Raw genomic sequence first — 17,141 nt, forward strand, 5'->3', positions numbered from 1 at the left:
ACTCATTAAGCATAACAACATGACATTCAAAAAGATTTTTTCCAGACTATTACTCATTATTGGAATTATCAGTTACTCCTCCACGCAATTTACAATCCGCGCCAACGAACCGGACTCGGCCTATATCTTTGCTTACACAAGCGAAGCGATGAAGGGCAGTGGCGGATTGTTTTTTGCCTGGAGCATCGACCGGGAAGCCTGGCATCCCATTGGGCCGGAACATAGTTTTGTAAAAAGCGACTACAGCGCCTGGGGATCGGAAAAACGGATGTATGAACCGGTATTGTTTCATTCGCCCGATGATTCCTGGCAGTGTGTATGGGAACTGAACGACCGGGATGCTGCCTTTGCACATGCCTCGTCGCCGGATCTGGTTTACTGGGGACCTCAGTCCTACCCGATCATTATGCCCGAAGGGAATTGCCTGAAACCCGACATCACCTACGATGCAGGGAAAAAGGAATACATCGTAACCTGGGAAAGTAACAAACCGGGTAAGGTTGGCCTCTACAGCAGTACGACAAAGGACTTCAAGACATACAGTCCGATTCAAAAGATCAATTCGCGTCAGAGCCAGAAGACCGAATTGGTCATTGACGGCGCGAAAGAGACAGGCACCCTCCACCGGGTGGCCTGGTCGGTGATCGACAAGATGCAGAAGGCACAACAGTTGGCAGCTTATGCCGGCATACTCCGGAACGAACGCGTAGCGATGGATCCGGCGGTGATACGCACACCGGTAATGGCGACCATCTCGCTTCAACCGGAGAAGAGAAAGCCAATCAGCGACCTGTTGATGGGTATCTTTTTTGAAGATATCAACTACGCAGCAGATGGTGGCTTGTATGCCGAACTGGTTCAAAACCGCGATTTCGAATACCAACCTCATGAGAACAGAAGAGATCCGGAGTGGAACAGCAAAAAAGCCTGGTCGACAAAAGGCGGAGAGATGGATTTCCATATTGCTACCTCCTCGCCTATCCATGAGAACAACAGCCATTACGCGGCATTGACCATCAATCAGGCCGGAGCGGCGCTGGTGAACGAAGGATTCGACGGCATCGTCCTGAAAGCAGGTGACAAATATGACTTTTCTGTTTTCGCCCGTAGCCCGGAAGCCAAAAGAGGGAAATTGCTTATTCGCCTGACCGGTAAAAACGGTGAGGTGTATGCAGAGGCTTCGACCTCTTCGGTACCGAAGGAGTGGAAAAAGCTGCAGGTGGTGATCACCGCCAAACAGACGGTGGATGATGCCCGTTTGGAAGTGATCCCGCAACAGACGGGACGCGTTGACCTGGATATGATCTCTCTCTTCCCACAAAAGACATTCAAAGGAAGAAAGAACGGACTTCGCGCCGACCTGGCTCAGGTGATTGCCGATATGAAACCACGTTTCGTACGCTTCCCCGGAGGCTGTGTGGCACACGGTAACGGCATTGAGAACATCTATCGTTGGGAAAACACCATCGGTAAATTGGAAGAGCGCAAGCCACAGTTTAATATTTGGAACTATCACCAGAGCGCCGGATTGGGTTACTTCGAGTATTTCCAGTTCTGTGAAGACTTAGGAGCCGAGCCGCTGCCGGTGGTTGCTGCCGGTGTGCCCTGTCAGAACTCTGCCAAGCACAACCATCCGATCGGTGGCCAACAGGGAGGTATCCCTATGTGCGAGATGGACGACTATGTACAGAGCATCCTGAACCTGATCGAATATGCCAATGGCGATATCAAATCGGAATGGGGACGCAAGCGCGCGGCTGCCGGACATCCGAAACCGTTTAACCTGAAATACCTCGGTGTCGGCAACGAAGACCTGATCACCGATGTGTTTGAAGAGCGGTTCATGATGATCAACGATGCCATCAAAGCGAAATATCCGGAGATTGTTGTGATCGGTACGGTGGGTCCCTTCTTCGAAGGCACCGACTATGTGGAGGGCTGGAAGCTGGCATCCAAGATCGATCTGCCTATGGTCGATGAGCATTACTACCAGTCACCGGGATGGTATATCAACAACCAGGATTATTACGACCGCTACGACCGTAGTAAGCCACAGGTGTACCTGGGTGAATACGCAGCGCATGTGCCCAGCCGTTATAACAACCTGGAAGCAGCCCTTTGCGAAGCCCTGCACCTGATCAACGTAGAACGCAACGCCGACATCGTGGCAATGACCTCCTATGCTCCGCTGTTGGGGAAAGAGGGACATACACAGTGGAACCCGGACCTGATCTATTTCACCAATACGGAGATCAAACCGACAGTAGGCTATTTCGTGCAGAAACTCTTTGGCGAGCATAGCGGAAATGAATACCTGACCAGTCATGTGAAGATGTCGAACAACCGTCCGGACATCCGCAAGCGCGTGGCGACCTCGTTTGTGATCGACCAGGCCACCAACGACCTGATCATTAAAGTGATCAACCTATTGCCGGTGGCTGTTCCGTCGACGATCGACCTGGCGGGCATGGAACCGGCCGGCAACCAGGCATCTGTCTATGTGCTTCAGGGAGACCCGGAAGACCGCGATGCCAGACCTCAAGAATCGACTATCGAAGTAGCCTCACAGCTCACGTATGAACTGCCGGCTTATTCATTCTCTGTTATACGTCTGAAATTAAAATAAGAAACGATGAAGAAAAACATAAGGACAATCCTTGTATCCCTCCTGTTATTCGGCACCACGCTGAGCTACGGGCAGGCATATAAATCCGGTCCGGAAGAGAAGGACTTTGCCGGTTATCTGTTTGCCTATTTCTTAGGCAATAAGGTGGAACAGGAGGCGGTTTGTTATGCGATCAGCCGCGATGGCTACAACTACCTCGCACTCAACAACAACCAGCCCGTACTCGACTCGAAGCAGATCAGCTCGACCGGAGGTGTTCGTGACCCGCATATCCTGCGGTCGGCAGATGGTAAGACATTCTATATGGTGGTGACCGATATGACCTCCTCCAAGGGATGGGACTCTAACCGGGCGATGGTATTACTGAAGTCCAACGACCTGATCAACTGGACATCAAGCATAATTAATATCCAGCAGAAGTATCCGAACCAGGAGAACCTCAAACGTGTCTGGGCACCGCAAACCATTTTCGACCCGAATGTCGGAAAGTATATGGTTTACTGGTCGATGAAACATGGCGATGGGCCGGATATCATCTATTATGCCTATGCCAACGAAGACTTCACCGACCTGGAGGGCGAGCCGAAGGTGTTCTTTACGCCTAAGAATGGCAAATCCTGTATCGATGGCGATGTGGTCTATAAAAACGGGCTCTATTATATGTTCTACAAGACGGAAGGACATGGCAACGGTATTCGCCTGGCGATCACCGACGAACTGGGCACCGACAAATGGATCGAGCAGCCGGGGTATAAGCAACAAACACGCGATGCGGTAGAGGGATCGAGCCTGTTCAAACTGATCAACTCCGACACCTACATCCTGATGTATGATGTCTATACGAAGGGTAAGTATCAGTTCTGCGAAAGCAAAGACCTGGATGTGTTCAAAGTGATCGATAAAGAGATCTCAATGAATTTCCACCCGCGTCATGGCTCTATCATCCCGCTGACGCGCCGCGAACTGAAAGCCATCACCGACCGTTGGGGCGTGCCCGAAGGGTTTGAGATGCCAACGGATGTGAATCCGATCATCGAGGGCTATTACGCCGACCCGGAAGTGATGTATTCCAAGAAAACCGGTAAATACTACATCTATCCGACCAGCGACGGCTTTGAAGGATGGGGCGGCTATTACTTCAAGACATTCTCTTCGCCCGACTTGAAAGAGTGGACAGAGGAGGGGATTATCCTGAATCACCGCACCGATGTGTCGTGGGCCGACGGCAATGCCTGGGCACCCTGTATCATCGAAAAAGAGGTAGGCAAGAACAAATACAAATATTATTACTACTTCAGCGGAGGCAAACCGGGCGAACCGAAAAAGATCGGTGTCGCCGTGGCCGACGATCCGACAGGTCCCTTTGTGGACTCCGGCAAGCCGTTGATCGACTTCAAGCCGGAAGGCATCAACCGGGGACAGGAGATCGATCCGGATGTATTCTTCGACCCGATAGGGAAAAAGTATTATCTCTATTGGGGTAATGGCTACCTGGGGGCGGCTCAGCTCAACAAAGACATGGTGTCGATCAATAAGAAAACGATGAAAGTCATGACTCCGGATAAGACATTCCGGGAAGCGGTTTATGTTTTCTATCGGAACGGATTGTATTATTTCTTATGGTCGGAAGACGATACGGGCAGTCCGAACTACAAAGTGCGTTACGCGACCGCCAAATCGCCGTTGGGTCCGTTGACGATTCCCGAGAACAATGTCGTGATCACCCTGGATCCCTCCAGAGGCATCTATGGCACGGGGCATAACTCCGTATTGCAGGTGCCGGGAACCGACGAGTGGTATATTGTCTATCATCGCATCTCGCGCCCGAACGGCATCACCATGCCTTATCCGGGAATCTACCGCGAAGTATGTATGGACAAAATGGAATTCAACGAAGACGGCAGTATCAAACAAGTGACTCCTTCGTTATGATATAAGATATGCGTGAGGCCCTCCTCACGCATATTTTTATTCGTTTGATTCAGAATTCACCCTTTTTGAATCATTTCTCCTACTACAATCTCTGTTTTTATTAGGAATTTTGCCAACAGTTTAATGACGCACACAACATGAAAAGAAACATTTTATTCTTATTCTGTCTATTATGTGTCTTGGCCGGATGCTCCCCCAAGACAGGAACCTTTGAGATCGGGGAAAACACCTTCCTGTTGAATGGTGAGCCTTATGTTATAAAAGCGGCGGAGATTCATTATCCCCGTATACCGAAAGAATACTGGGAACATCGCATACAGATGTCGAAAGCGCTTGGCATGAATACCGTTTGTCTCTATATTTTCTGGAACTATCACGAACCGGAAGAGGGTCAATATGACTTCACCGGACAAAAAGATATCGCGGCCTTCTGCCGTCTGGCACAGCAATACGGGCTCAACGTCATCGTACGTCCCGGTCCATACGTATGTGCTGAATGGGAAATGGGCGGACTCCCCTGGTGGTTGCTCAAGAAAAAAGATATCAAACTGCGCGAGGCGGATCCTTACTTCATGGAACGCACCCGTCTGTTCATGAATGAGGTGGGCAAACAACTGGCCGACCAGCAGATCACACGTGGTGGTAATATCATCATGGTACAGGTAGAAAACGAATATGGCTCATTCGGTGTCGACAAGCCCTATATCACGCAGATACGTGATATCGTACGAGAAGCGGGTTTTACTGATGTGCCTCTTTTCCAATGCGACTGGAACTCTAATTTCGAAAACAACGCGTTGGAAGATCTTGTCTGGACGATCAATTTCGGTACAGGCGCCAATATCGATCAACAATTCGAACGCCTGAAAGAGCTGCGTCCCACGACTCCGCTGATGTGTAGTGAGTTCTGGTCGGGATGGTTCGACCATTGGGGAGCGCAACACGAGACCCGTAGCGCCGAAGCCCTGGTGAACGGCATGAAAGAGATGCTCGATAAAAATATTTCCTTCAGTCTCTATATGACCCATGGGGGAACCAGCTTCGGCCATTGGGCGGGAGCCAACTTCCCGAACTTCTCGCCGACCTGTACCTCGTACGACTACGACGCGCCGATCAACGAATCAGGTAATGTAACGCCTAAATTCTTCGAAGTGCGCCAACTGCTCGAACAATACCTGCCGGAAGGGGAGAAACTGAGTAAGATTCCCGATTCGATTCCGACCATCGCCATTCCGGAATTCGAACTCACGGAGGTAGCGTCTTTGTTCGACAACCTGCCCGAGGCCAAATTGAGCGAACAGATTCAATCCATGGAATTCTTCGATCAGGGATGGGGAAGCATTCTCTATCGCACCACGCTTACCGCCTGCGACAAGCCGCAGTCATTGATTATCACCGAGGCACACGACTGGACACAGGTGTTCCTCGACGGAAAGAAGATCGCCACCCTCAGCCGCATGAAAGGCGAAGGCATGGTGAACCTGCCGGCAGTCAACGAGGGAGCCGTGTTGGATATCCTGGTGGAACCGATGGGACGTATGAATTTCGGGAAAGGCATCTACGACTGGAAAGGCATCACCGAGAAGGTGGAGCTCGCCAATGGCCAAGAGACTACTGAGCTGAAGAACTGGCAGGTGTATAACATCCCGGTCGACTACTCATTCATTCAGAAGAAAAACTACCAGAAGGGCGCTGTTGTCAAAGATATGCCAGGCTACTACAAAGGCACCTTCACCCTGGACAAGGTGGGCGATACCTTTATCGATATGCGCAACTGGAGCAAAGGCATGGTATGGATCAACGGCTACGCTATCGGACGCTACTGGGAGATCGGCCCGCAACAGACACTCTATATGCCGGGCTGCTGGCTGAAAAAGGGAGAAAACGAAATCATCATCTTCGACCTGGCCTCGCCTGAGAAAGCCACCGTTGCCGGGCTGCGCCAGCCGATCCTCGATATGTTGCGCGGCAATGGCGCCTATACCCACCGCAAGCTGGGCGAGAACCTGGATCTGTCGGGCGAGAAGGTATCCTACCAGGGAAGCTTCCGACCGGGTCACGGATGGCAGCATGTGAAATTCGGTAAAGCGGAGAAGATACGTTATTTTGCGCTCGAAGCGCTCAACGCACATGGAGGCGACAACTATGCCGCCATGGCCGAACTGGAACTGCTCGGTGAAGATGGCAAACCGGTATCGCGCCAGCACTGGAAGGTGTATTATGCCGACAGCGAAGAGACCAACGAGGCGAATAACATTGCCACCAATGTGTTCGACCTACAGGAATCGACCTTCTGGCATACCGATTATTCCAATACAAAGGCTCCCTATCCGCACCAACTGGTGATCGACCTGGGCGAAGAGAAAACCATCACCGGTTTCTCTTATCTGCCACGCGCCGAAGCCAATGCGACAGGGATGATCAAGGACTATCGGATATATTTGAAAATGAAACCTTTTCTGAAATAAACAATTACTCTAAAATCAGTCCGACAAATACGGATCGGGCTTCAGTCTCTTAACCCGCACGGATTATTCCCCGTGCGGGTTTTTTATGGGTTTACTTAGGGTTCTACCGGCTCACCGAAAAGGGTTGCCGACGAGGCATGGGTGATGCGAACAGGCACCTCCTGTCCCACCCGATAGTTTCTCTTATCGAAGATAACCACCTTGTTTTGTTGCGTACGACCGAAAAGCTGTTCACGCGAGCGTTTGGAAAAGCCTTCAATCAGTACGTCAAAGGTCTTACCGATATCACGCTGATTGCTTTCGTCGGAGAGTTTGTTTTGCAGGTCGATCATGCCTTGCAGGCGACGTATCTTCACCTCTTCCGGCACATTGTCTTCCAAATGCTTGGAGGCATAGGTGCCCGGACGTTCGGAGTATTTGAATAGGAAGGCAGAGTCGTAGCCCACCTCACGCATCAACGACAGGGTCTCTTCATACTCCTCTTCCGTTTCAGAATGGAACCCGCAAAAGAGGTCGGTAGAGATGGCGCAGTCGGGGATAATACGTTTGATGGCGGCGATACGCTCCAGGTACCATGCGCGGGTGTATTTGCGGTTCATCACATCCAGGACACGCGAGCTACCCGATTGGGCAGGCAGGTGGATGTGTTTGCATATATTCGGATTACGGGCGATCACATGCAAGGTGTCGTCGCTCATATCCTTGGGATGGGAAGTAGTGAAACGAACGCGCATCGCGGGAGCCTCCCGGGCAACCAGTTCGAGCAGCTTCGGAAAGGTAATCTCTTCGCCCTCTCGCTCGAAAAGGTAGGAGTTCACATTCTGCCCCAAAAGCGTCACCTCCTTGAAGTTCTTATCACGCATATCGCGCACCTCGTTGAGAATGCTCTCTACATCGCGACTACGTTCCCGTCCACGGGTGTAGGGCACAATGCAATAGGTACAGAAATTATTGCACCCACGCATAATAGAGATAAAACCGGAGATACGCACCCCACTCACCTTCAAGGGGATCACGTCCCGGTAGGTTTCCTGTGTAGAGAGCTCCACGTTGATCGCTTTCTCGCCTTTCTCCACCGCCCCAACCAGATTGGGCAGGTCCAGGTAAGAGTCGGGACCCACCACTAGGTCGACACCGTGTTCATCGATCAGTTGCTCTTTGACCCGCTCGGCCATACATCCCAAGACACCTACTATCAGGCCCTTTTTCTTACGTTTCAACGATTGGAAGTATTGAAGGCGCCCATACACCCGCTGCTCCGCATTGTCGCGTACCGAGCAGGTATTGACAAAAATGGCATCCGCCTCTTCCAGTTTTTCAGTTAGCTGATAGCCGTCCATAGACATCACAGAGGCAACCACCTCACTATCGGCCACATTCATCTGACACCCGTAGGTTTCGATGAACAATTTTCGTTCTTTGTTTCCGGCAGCTGATTTTAAGTCAGCCCCAGCCTCTTGTTTTTCCATCTAAATTTATTAATAAATTATAAAACTTTCACTTTTGGAACGTTTTCGCACACAGAAATTTGCAAATGCTAAAACGTTTAAATATATTTGCATACGAAAAACGTAAATTTTTTCATAGTTAAGGTTTTGGTTAAATCGAATAAGGGTGGCTGTGAAGTTACCCTTATTTTCTTTTATATATATCCATCCGCTTGGTTTCGTTTCATTTTTATGTTTATCTTTGTAACGATGCATCCGTTTTCAGACTGCAAAAATAATCAAAGTTATGGAGAATATTGGTGATTGGCTTTACTTAATCCTTATCGGCGTAGCCGGTGTGATCAGCGTTATCAATTCCGGCAAGAAGAGAAAAGCGGAAGAAGAGGCGAAGAACGCACAGCCTCCCCGTGACATTGTCACGCCGGAGACAGCCTCCGACCGTAGCTTCTGGGAGATCATTTTAAGCCCCGAGGAAGAGGTACAACCCAAACCCCAACCGGTAAAAGTCAAGAAAACCGTTCAACCATCACCCAAAACAAAGACCCCTCCTACCCGAACCGAGCAACCGTTCCTGACAGGAGAGACCGAGATCGAACGGATGATCCGCCTGCAGGGAGAGAACGATTCACCCATTTTCACAGAAGAGATCTACACCCCTTTGGTTACTTCCGAAGAGCTTCACGAACCGGAAGCGCTGCGAAAAGCCGTTATCTACGCTGAAATACTGAATCGCAAGTATTAGAGTTGCTTTTTTTAACCAATCTTTTGCACAGATAAGATGTTCTTTTTTCTTACCTTTGCGCCTTAAATGCGTAAGGAAATTATTACCTATTAAATAACTATATATCATGGCGTTAAAATTTATGACAGCGGAAGAGGCTGCCTTACTCGTTAATCACGATGACAATGTGGGATTTGGCGGTTTCACACCGGCCGGATGCCCGAAAGTAGTACCTGCGGCAATTGCCAAAAGAGCAGAAGAAGAACACGCGAAAGGCAATCCTTTTCAGATCGGTATGTTCACCGGAGCATCTACCGGGGACTCCTTAGACGGTACGTTAGCACGTGCTAATGCAATCAAATTCCGTACTCCTTATCAATCAAACAAAGACTTACGCGCACTATTGAATGCCCGTAACACACAATATTACGACCTGCACCTGTCGGAATTGGCACAGATGCTTCGTTATGGCTTCCTGGGAAAAGTAGACGTTGCCATCGTTGAAGCAGCCGATGTGACAGAAGAGGGTGAGATCATTCCTACCTGTGGTGTGGGTATTGCCCCGACAGTTTGTAACATGGCCAAGGTGGTGATCGTAGAGCTCAACAAGAAGCATCCGAAAGAAATCCGCGGTATGCACGATATCTATGAGCCGGCCGACCCTCCTTACCGTAAAGAGATTCCTGTTTACACGCCTTCTGATCGCGTGGGAACCCCCTATATCAAAGTAGACCCCGCGAAGATCGTGGTGGTGGAAACCGACCAGCCGAACGAAGGCAGTCCGTTTGCTCCGATCGACGACGTAACGATGGCTATCGGACGCAACGTAGCTAACTTCCTGGTAGAAGAGATGAAAGCCGGACGTTTGCCCGAAGGATTTGTTCCCTTGCAGAGTGGTGTAGGCAACGTAGCGAATGCGGTGTTGGCTTGCATGGGCGACAACAAAGACATTCCTGCCTTCAATGTGTACACAGAGGTGATCCAGGATGCGGTGATCAAACTAATGAAAGAGGGTCGTGTTAAGTTTGCCAGCGGTTGTTCACTCAGCGTTAGCAACGAAGTGATCGAAGAGATTTACAATAACCTCGACTTCTTCAAAGACAAACTGTTGCTTCGTCCGCAAGAGATCTCCAACAACCCGGAAGTGGCTCGCCGCCTGGGCTTGGTAACGATCAACACGGCGTTGGAAGCCGACATCTTCGGAAACATCAACTCAACGCACGTATCGGGCACCCGTATGATGAACGGTATCGGTGGTTCAGGCGACTTCACCCGCGCCGGTATGCTGTCGATCTTCACCACTCCTTCCACCGCGAAAGAGGGCAAGATCAGCGCCTTTGTACCGATGGTATCCCACATGGACCACAGCGAACACTCCGTAAAGATCATTATTACCGAGTATGGCGTAGCCGACCTGCGTGGCAAATCGCCAATCCAACGCGCCAATGCCATCATCGACAACTGTGTACATCCCGACTACAAACCCTTATTGCGTGAATACCTGGAGATGGGCATCAAGGGACATACGCCTCAGAACCTCCACTGCTGCTTCGCTTTCCACGAAGAACTGGCTAAGAGCGGCGATATGCACAACGTAGACTGGAGCGTTTATAACAAATAAACCGACAGGACTCACCCCATTGGTGAGGCAAACATAAAGCGGGGCTCTCTGTTGATTCAGAGAGCCCCGCTTCTTTTATCGATATACGCATGTAGGATTATTACCCCTCTTCGATATGCATCCCTACCTCTTTTACCTTGCGGAAGAGGTCGGAGGCAAAGATAAAGTCATTAAGCGCTTTGTTCCGGGAGGTCATCACATCATCTTTGGTGCCCTGCCACTCTTTTTCACCCTCCTGAATAAAGATGATATTGTCGCCGATATTGATCACCGAGTTCATATCATGCGTATTAATAACGGTGGTCATATTGTATTCGGTCGTAATATCATGGATCAGTTCATCAATCAATAGCGAGGTTTTCGGGTCGAGTCCCGAGTTGGGTTCGTCACAGAAGAGATACTCCGGCTGTAGGGCAATGGCGCGGGCAATAGCCACACGTTTCATCATGCCCCCACTGATCTCCGAAGGATAGAGATCCTCCGCGTCACGCAGGTTCACCCGTTCGAGGCAAAATATCGCCCGGTTGCGCCGCTCTTTCAAGGAGTCGTTGGAGAACATATTGAGCGGGAACATCACGTTTTCGAGTACCGACATACTATCGAACAGGGCCGATCCCTGGAAAAGCATGCCCATTTCACGGCGCAAATGGTTGAGCTCTTTCTTTGACATGGTCGTCAGATCGCGTCCATCGTATAGGATCCCACCCGAATCCGGACGCATCAATCCGATGATATTCTTCATCAACACCGTTTTCCCCGATCCGCTTCGGCCGATGATCAGGTTTGTCTTTCCGTTTTCAAACAGGGCATTGATATTGTTCAATACCGTACGTCCCTCGAATGATTTCACCAAATGTTTTACTTCAACCATACTATGTCAACAATAATTGGGTTAATATAACGTCGGCCAACAGGATCATCACACTACTTATCACCACCGCATTGGTACTTGCCTTCCCTACTTCCAACGCGCCACCCTTCACATAATAGCCGAAATAGGAGGAGATCGAAGCAATGATAAAGGCGTACACAATGGATTTGATAATCGAGTACCAGACATAGAAGGGCACATACCAGTATTGCAGTCCATACTCGAAGTCGGTAAGCGACATCCCATCGATCAGGCTACTGGCGGCCACACCGCCCAGGATACCGGTAAACATACTAAAGATCACAAGTACCGGGATAAACACCATCAGTCCGACAATCTTAGGCAATATCATATAGTTCGCCGAATTGACGCCCATAATCTCCATGGCATCCACCTGCTCGGTCACCCGCATGGTGCCGATCTCCGAGGCGATATTACTACCCACCTTGCCGGCGAGGATCAGACACATAATAGAAGAGGAGAACTCCAACAGGATAATCTCACGGGTCATATAGCCGATGGTGAATCGCGGAATCAGCGGCGAGTCGATATTCAGGGATATCTGGATGGCGATTACACTACCGATAAACACGGAGATAATAATCACAATCCAGAGCGAGTCGACTCCGAGCTTATAGATTTCCTTGATTAATTGTTTGAAAAACATACTCCATCTGTCCGGAATCGTAATACTCTTCCGCATCAACAGCGCATATTCGCCCAACTGGTGCAATGCTTTATTCATTCTCTTTTTACCTTAAATAATAAACAAATGAAGGGACAAAGATAACAAATTAACGGTTAACGGTTTCGCAATGGGCTTTATTTGTTAAACAGGCATGATTCGTTGGATGCTATTTTTTTTTGTTTTAGATTTGCAGTGATTTTAGAGTTAATAAAATAAGTTGTTTGCTACCTAAGCTTTAGGTAGACAATGCATTTTCCGTACGGGAAGATATGTGAATATCTTTCCGTACGCTTTTTATAGGGAAATCTGCTTTTTTTCTCACCTTTTTTCTCCCTCTGAGAATTTTTTCTCACGCCTTAAAAAACCGTGAGAAAAAATTCTCACCGGCATGAGAAAAAATTCTCACCCGGGTGAGAAAAAAATCTCAGGGTGTGAAATATTGTGAGAAAAAAGCGAAAGTGTGCTAATAGTTGTTGTTCTTCTCAAATCAATACGTTACATTTGTGAAATATCACGACGGTGATAATTACCGTTGTGATATTTAACAAAAGATTGATATGAAGTTTTATAATCGTGAAGCAGAACTGGAAACGTTAAGCGAAATGCGAAATTTGTCCTTCCATGTACATTCTCAAATGACTGTACTGACAGGGCGTAGGCGTATAGGCAAAACCAGTCTGATACTAGAAAGTTGTAAAGGAACAGACACAATCTACTTATTTGTGAATCGTGGAAACGAGGCGGCTCTTTGCAAAAGCTTTGCGGAAACGATAGCACGTGAGTTTGATATATTCGTACCTGAAGAGAGAAGCTTTGCTCGTCTGTTTACTTTTTTGATGGAACTGGGAGAACGAAAGAAATATAATTTAATCATAGATGAATTCCAAGAGTTCTTTCATATCAACCAGGTTGTTTACAGCCAAATACAGGATATTTGGGACAGATACAGAAAAAAGACCCATGTAAACCTGATTGTAAGTGGTTCCGTTTACACTTTGATGAATCGTATTTTTAAAGAATACAAAGAACCTTTATATGGTCGTGCGGATTGTGTTATGAAGTTGTCCCCTTTTTCCACAAATGCGATAAAAGATATTCTTAAAGATTATAAATCTGATTATTCGAACGACGACCTGCTGGCCTTGTATACCTTTACCGGTGGTGTTCCAAAATACATTGAACTATTCATGAATCAAGGGGTAACCGATATAGAAGCGATTGTTGATTTTATGATACGCCCTGAATCTCCATTTTTAAGCGAAGGGTATATTTTGCTTATCCAAGAGTTTGGACGCAAATACGGAAACTATTTTTCTATTCTTACCGCTATTGCTAACGGAAAGAACACGATCCCGGAAATAGAAGAGGCCTTAGGAGGCGTGAGTGTCACAGGGCATTTGAAGCGCCTGGAAGAAGATTATGAATTGATCAAGAAGAAACGCCCAATATTTGCAAAAGAAGGTACTCAAACGGTGCGTTATGAGATATCCGATATGTTCTTGCGTTTTTGGTTTAGGTATTTCATCAAGTACAATGATTTGATAGAGTCACATAATTTACCCTTATTAGCGGATATTATAAAGAAAGATTATCCAACCTATTCGGGCTTAACACTTGAAATCTATTTTCGCCAAAAGATGATGGAAAGTCACGAGTTTCGTAGCCTTGGCTCATGGTGGGAGGGAAAGAAAAGCGTGGAACAAAACGAAATAGATATTGTTGGTATCTATGCGGATGATAAACGAGCTTTAGTTGGTGAGGTGAAACGGCAGCGTAAAAATTTTAAGCCTGAATTGTTCAATGCTAAAGTAGAAACGATTAGAAAAAAAGTGCTTTTCAAATATGAAATTGAAAGAAAGTGCTTAACGTTGGATGATATGTAAAACCTTCGTATTTTCTCAAATTCATAGGTCAATTCCAGCCACTTTCGTCATCCCATGTTGCCACGGAAGGTTAATTATTACTAATCGAATAGGGCAATTCATAAATTATTTGTTCTTTTGCAGGGAAATTGGGAGAAGTGTGCCTATGCGACATGTTCTCCTTTTCTCTTAACTTCTAAACAGTAGGTATTGTCTAATGGCTGAATATAGAAAAGTAAGTTCTGTTTCGTTCTTTAATTCCCGGCTGACCTCTATTATAAGCATCGCATTGGTTCTGTTTCTCTTAGGATTGATCGTGCTTATGGGATTATTAGGGAACCAGCTCTCTGCCTACGTCAAAGAAAACATCTCTTTCTCCATCGTGCTCAAAGACAACCTGCGGGAAGCCGATATCCGCAGCATGCAAAAAAGCCTTGAAGCCAAGCCATTTATCAAATCGACCGAATATATTTCCAAAGAACTGGCGGCCAAAGAACTGGAAGAAGAGCTGGGTGAAAACCCGGAGACATTCCTGGGCTTCAATCCGCTGCAAGCATCGATCGAGGTGAAGCTTCATTCGGAATATGCCAACCCCGACAGCCTGAAAACGATTGAGCGGGAGATTATGTCGTATACCTCCGCCTCCGATCTGCTCTACCGAAAAGATATGATGGAGATGGTACATACCAATATAACAAAGATCGGCTTTGGGTTATTACTGTTGGCCATCGTATTGATGGTTATCTCCTTTGTGCTTATCAGCAATACGATCCGTTTGTTGATCTATTCCAAACGCTTCCTGATCAACACCATGAAACTGGTTGGAGCCACGGCCGGTTTTATCCGTCGTCCTTTTGTGGGCTACAATGTGGTCAGTGGTATTTTTGCTGCCATACTGGCAATAATCATGTTGACCGGAGCGTTATATTATGTACAAGGCGAACTAAGCGGTTTTATACAAATCATAGATCTCCCAACCCTGTTAATGGTGTACCTGACGGTTTTCGCCTTGGGTATCCTGTTGTCGGTGGTGGCCACTTACCTGGCTGTCAATCGCTATTTGCGGATGCGGAGCGATGAGATGTACTACATATAATGATGAATTGTTAATTATTAATTATGGATAAGAAAGATTTTGCTTTTGGGAAACAGAATTTCCTATTGATCGGGGCCGCGGTTGTCGTGATCATCCTTGGATTTGTGTTGATGAGTGGTGGAGGATCCACCGATGGGGTGACCTTTAACCCGGAGATATTCAGTACGCGCCGCATCATTGTGGCACCGATTGTCACCTTTTTAGGGTTTGCCCTGATGGTGGTTGGCATCCTGAAGAATAGCAAATCTAAAAAAGAGGCCGAATGAGTTGGTTAGAGGCGCTCATTTTAGGTATCGTACAAGGGCTGACGGAGTTTCTCCCCGTCAGTAGCAGCGGCCACCTCACGATTGGCAGCGCCTTGTTTGGCATGAGTGGAGAGGAAAACCTCACGTTCGCCATCGCCGTACATACGGCCACCGTGCTCAGTACGATCGTCGTACTTTGGAGCGAAGTATCCGGTTTGTTCAAAGGCTTCTTTCGTTTCAAATGGAATGAGGAGACACAAATGGTTTGTAAGATTCTGCTCTCGATGATTCCGGTGGGCATTGTCGGAGTCTTCTTTAAGGATTATGTCGAAGGATTCTTCGGAAGCGGTATATTACTAGTTGGCTGCATGCTGCTGGTAACGGCCACTCTACTAGCCTTCTCCTATTACGCCAAGCCACGTCAAAAGGAAGAGATATCCTTCAAAGACGCTTTTATCATCGGACTGGGTCAGGCCGTTGCCGTGTTGCCGGGTCTTTCACGCTCGGGCACAACCATTGCCACCGGGCTTTTATTGGGAAACAAAAAAGAGCAGGTTGCTAAGTTCTCTTTCCTCATGGTGCTTATTCCCATTTTGGGAGAGGCTTTCCTGGATCTGATGAAAGGGGGATTCTCACCCGCCGCCTCGGGCATTTCCTATACGGCATTGATCGTTGGGTTCCTGGCGGCATTTATAACCGGTACGATCGCCTGTAAATGGATGATCAACCTGGTGAAGAAAGGCAAACTGATCTATTTCGCTTATTATTGCGCGGTGGTAGGTGCGATAGCGATTATCTATTCATTGATTAACTAAACGCATTAAATGGATTTCATAACTGGGGAGGTAATTTTTTTGAATAAACCCTATGGGTGGACTTCTTTTGATTTGGTTAATAAATTTCGCTATAAGCTTTCGCGAAAATTAAATATTAAGAAAATAAAGGTCGGACATGCCGGCACATTGGATCCGCTGGCGACAGGTGTGATGATCGTATGTACCGGAAGGGCGACTAAGCGTATTGATGAATTTCAATACCAGACCAAAGAATATGTAGCCACGGTAAAGCTGGGAGCGACAACCCCCTCCTTCGACCTGGAGACGGAGGTCGATGCCGAATACCCGACCGAACATATCACCCGCGAAAAGATAGAGGAGGTGCTTCAGTCGTTTGTGGGCACGATCCAGCAGGTGCCACCGGTGTATTCCGCCTGTAAGGTCGATGGCAAGCGTGCCTATAAACTGGCGCGGAAGGGACGCGAGGTGGAACTGAAAGCCAAGACGCTGGTGATCGACGAGATCGAACTGTTGGCCTGTGAACTGCCGATGATTACGATCCGTATCGTGTGCAGCAAAGGCACATACATCCGGGCGTTGGCACGCGACATTGGCGAGGCACTTCAATCGGGGGCACACCTGATCGGCCTGGAACGCACACGCATAGGGGAGGTAACCCTGGCTGACTGTATGCCGGTAGAGGAGATCGACGCCTACCTGGACGAACATGTATCTGTTGAAGAGAAAACGGGCATACCCGATACGGAATGATAAAAATAAAAGTAAC

At 48.0% G+C, this 17,141-nt stretch carries 13 protein-coding genes; 10 read left to right on the plus strand and 3 right to left on the minus strand.

What is annotated here, in order from left to right; all coding sequences use genetic code 11:
* The first annotated feature begins 19 nt into the window (after nucleotides 1-19).
* From M2134_RS05195 to M2134_RS05205, 3 genes are all read left to right on the plus strand, one after another.
* On the plus strand, nucleotides 20-2,626 hold the full coding sequence (locus M2134_RS05195; protein ID WP_280751452.1) for an alpha-L-arabinofuranosidase C-terminal domain-containing protein: 2,607 nt from the start codon (nucleotides 20-22) through the stop codon (nucleotides 2,624-2,626).
* A 6-nt stretch (nucleotides 2,627-2,632) separates the two neighbouring features.
* A complete protein-coding gene (locus M2134_RS05200) occupies nucleotides 2,633-4,558 on the plus strand; it encodes a family 43 glycosylhydrolase (RefSeq protein ID WP_280751451.1) in 1,926 nt (641 codons plus the stop codon).
* Nucleotides 4,559-4,695: 137 nt separating this feature from the next.
* Entirely contained in the window at nucleotides 4,696-7,026 is a 2,331-nt protein-coding gene (locus tag M2134_RS05205) for a beta-galactosidase (RefSeq protein ID WP_280751450.1), read from the plus strand.
* 95 nt (nucleotides 7,027-7,121) lie between these two features.
* Here M2134_RS05205 and miaB read toward each other — a convergent pair whose 3' ends face one another.
* Nucleotides 7,122-8,495, minus strand: a complete 1,374-nt coding sequence (gene miaB / locus M2134_RS05210) for a tRNA (N6-isopentenyl adenosine(37)-C2)-methylthiotransferase MiaB (RefSeq protein ID WP_280751449.1) — start codon at nucleotides 8,493-8,495, stop codon at nucleotides 7,122-7,124.
* Nucleotides 8,496-8,760: 265 nt separating this feature from the next.
* On the opposite strand from miaB, the gene M2134_RS05215 reads away from it, so the two are divergent.
* Entirely contained in the window at nucleotides 8,761-9,216 is a 456-nt protein-coding gene (locus tag M2134_RS05215; protein ID WP_280751448.1) for a hypothetical protein, read from the plus strand.
* 106 nt (nucleotides 9,217-9,322) lie between these two features.
* A complete protein-coding gene (locus M2134_RS05220; RefSeq protein WP_280751447.1) occupies nucleotides 9,323-10,816 on the plus strand; it encodes an acetyl-CoA hydrolase/transferase family protein in 1,494 nt (497 codons plus the stop codon).
* A 100-nt stretch (nucleotides 10,817-10,916) separates the two neighbouring features.
* Here the strand turns inward: M2134_RS05220 and M2134_RS05225 are convergent, their stop codons facing one another.
* Together M2134_RS05225 and M2134_RS05230 are read right to left on the minus strand one after the other, a co-directional pair.
* Entirely contained in the window at nucleotides 10,917-11,687 is a 771-nt protein-coding gene (locus M2134_RS05225; protein WP_280751446.1) for an ABC transporter ATP-binding protein, read from the minus strand.
* 1 nt (nucleotide 11,688) lies between these two features.
* A complete protein-coding gene (locus tag M2134_RS05230) occupies nucleotides 11,689-12,432 on the minus strand; it encodes an ABC transporter permease (protein WP_280751445.1) in 744 nt (247 codons plus the stop codon).
* Nucleotides 12,433-12,932: 500 nt separating this feature from the next.
* On the opposite strand from M2134_RS05230, the gene M2134_RS05235 reads away from it, so the two are divergent.
* From M2134_RS05235 to truB, 5 genes are all read left to right on the plus strand, one after another.
* Nucleotides 12,933-14,258, plus strand: a complete 1,326-nt coding sequence (locus M2134_RS05235; RefSeq protein ID WP_280751444.1) for an ATP-binding protein — start codon at nucleotides 12,933-12,935, stop codon at nucleotides 14,256-14,258.
* A 196-nt stretch (nucleotides 14,259-14,454) separates the two neighbouring features.
* Nucleotides 14,455-15,333, plus strand: coding sequence for a permease-like cell division protein FtsX (locus M2134_RS05240; RefSeq protein ID WP_280751443.1), 879 nt, complete (start codon nucleotides 14,455-14,457; stop codon nucleotides 15,331-15,333).
* Between the two features lie 23 nt (nucleotides 15,334-15,356).
* Nucleotides 15,357-15,599, plus strand: a complete 243-nt coding sequence (locus tag M2134_RS05245) for a DUF3098 domain-containing protein (protein WP_280751442.1) — start codon at nucleotides 15,357-15,359, stop codon at nucleotides 15,597-15,599.
* Nucleotides 15,596-16,393 carry an undecaprenyl-diphosphate phosphatase gene (locus M2134_RS05250; RefSeq protein WP_280751441.1) on the plus strand — a complete coding sequence of 266 codons (798 nt, stop codon included), beginning with the start codon at nucleotides 15,596-15,598 and terminating at the stop codon, nucleotides 16,391-16,393. Before M2134_RS05245 ends, M2134_RS05250 begins: the two co-directional genes overlap by 4 nt.
* Nucleotides 16,394-16,402: 9 nt before the next feature.
* A complete protein-coding gene (gene truB, locus M2134_RS05255; RefSeq protein WP_280751440.1) occupies nucleotides 16,403-17,125 on the plus strand; it encodes a tRNA pseudouridine(55) synthase TruB in 723 nt (240 codons plus the stop codon).
* Nucleotides 17,126-17,141: the final 16 nt, after the last annotated feature.

The sequence above is a fragment of the Parabacteroides sp. PM6-13 genome (genome assembly GCF_029892605.1).
In the GTDB taxonomy this organism is placed as follows: Bacteria; Bacteroidota; Bacteroidia; order Bacteroidales; family Tannerellaceae; genus QVMG01.

What these genes read in the sequence shown, in the direction of transcription:
- M2134_RS05245 (WP_280751442.1), top strand. Translation starts at nt 15,357, where the DNA reads ATGGATAAGAAAGATTTTGCTTTTGGGAAACAGAATTTCCTATTGATC.
- M2134_RS05230 (WP_280751445.1), bottom strand. Translation starts at nt 12,432, where the DNA reads ATGAATAAAGCATTGCACCAGTTGGGCGAATATGCGCTGTTGATGCGG.
- M2134_RS05240 (WP_280751443.1), top strand. Translation starts at nt 14,455, where the DNA reads ATGGCTGAATATAGAAAAGTAAGTTCTGTTTCGTTCTTTAATTCCCGG.
- M2134_RS05250 (WP_280751441.1), top strand. Translation starts at nt 15,596, where the DNA reads ATGAGTTGGTTAGAGGCGCTCATTTTAGGTATCGTACAAGGGCTGACG.
- M2134_RS05200 (WP_280751451.1), top strand. Translation starts at nt 2,633, where the DNA reads ATGAAGAAAAACATAAGGACAATCCTTGTATCCCTCCTGTTATTCGGC.
- M2134_RS05220 (WP_280751447.1), top strand. Translation starts at nt 9,323, where the DNA reads ATGGCGTTAAAATTTATGACAGCGGAAGAGGCTGCCTTACTCGTTAAT.
- truB (WP_280751440.1), top strand. Translation starts at nt 16,403, where the DNA reads ATGGATTTCATAACTGGGGAGGTAATTTTTTTGAATAAACCCTATGGG.
- M2134_RS05205 (WP_280751450.1), top strand. Translation starts at nt 4,696, where the DNA reads ATGAAAAGAAACATTTTATTCTTATTCTGTCTATTATGTGTCTTGGCC.
- miaB (WP_280751449.1), bottom strand. Translation starts at nt 8,495, where the DNA reads ATGGAAAAACAAGAGGCTGGGGCTGACTTAAAATCAGCTGCCGGAAAC.
- M2134_RS05235 (WP_280751444.1), top strand. Translation starts at nt 12,933, where the DNA reads ATGAAGTTTTATAATCGTGAAGCAGAACTGGAAACGTTAAGCGAAATG.
- M2134_RS05215 (WP_280751448.1), top strand. Translation starts at nt 8,761, where the DNA reads ATGGAGAATATTGGTGATTGGCTTTACTTAATCCTTATCGGCGTAGCC.
- M2134_RS05195 (WP_280751452.1), top strand. Translation starts at nt 20, where the DNA reads ATGACATTCAAAAAGATTTTTTCCAGACTATTACTCATTATTGGAATT.
- M2134_RS05225 (WP_280751446.1), bottom strand. Translation starts at nt 11,687, where the DNA reads ATGGTTGAAGTAAAACATTTGGTGAAATCATTCGAGGGACGTACGGTA.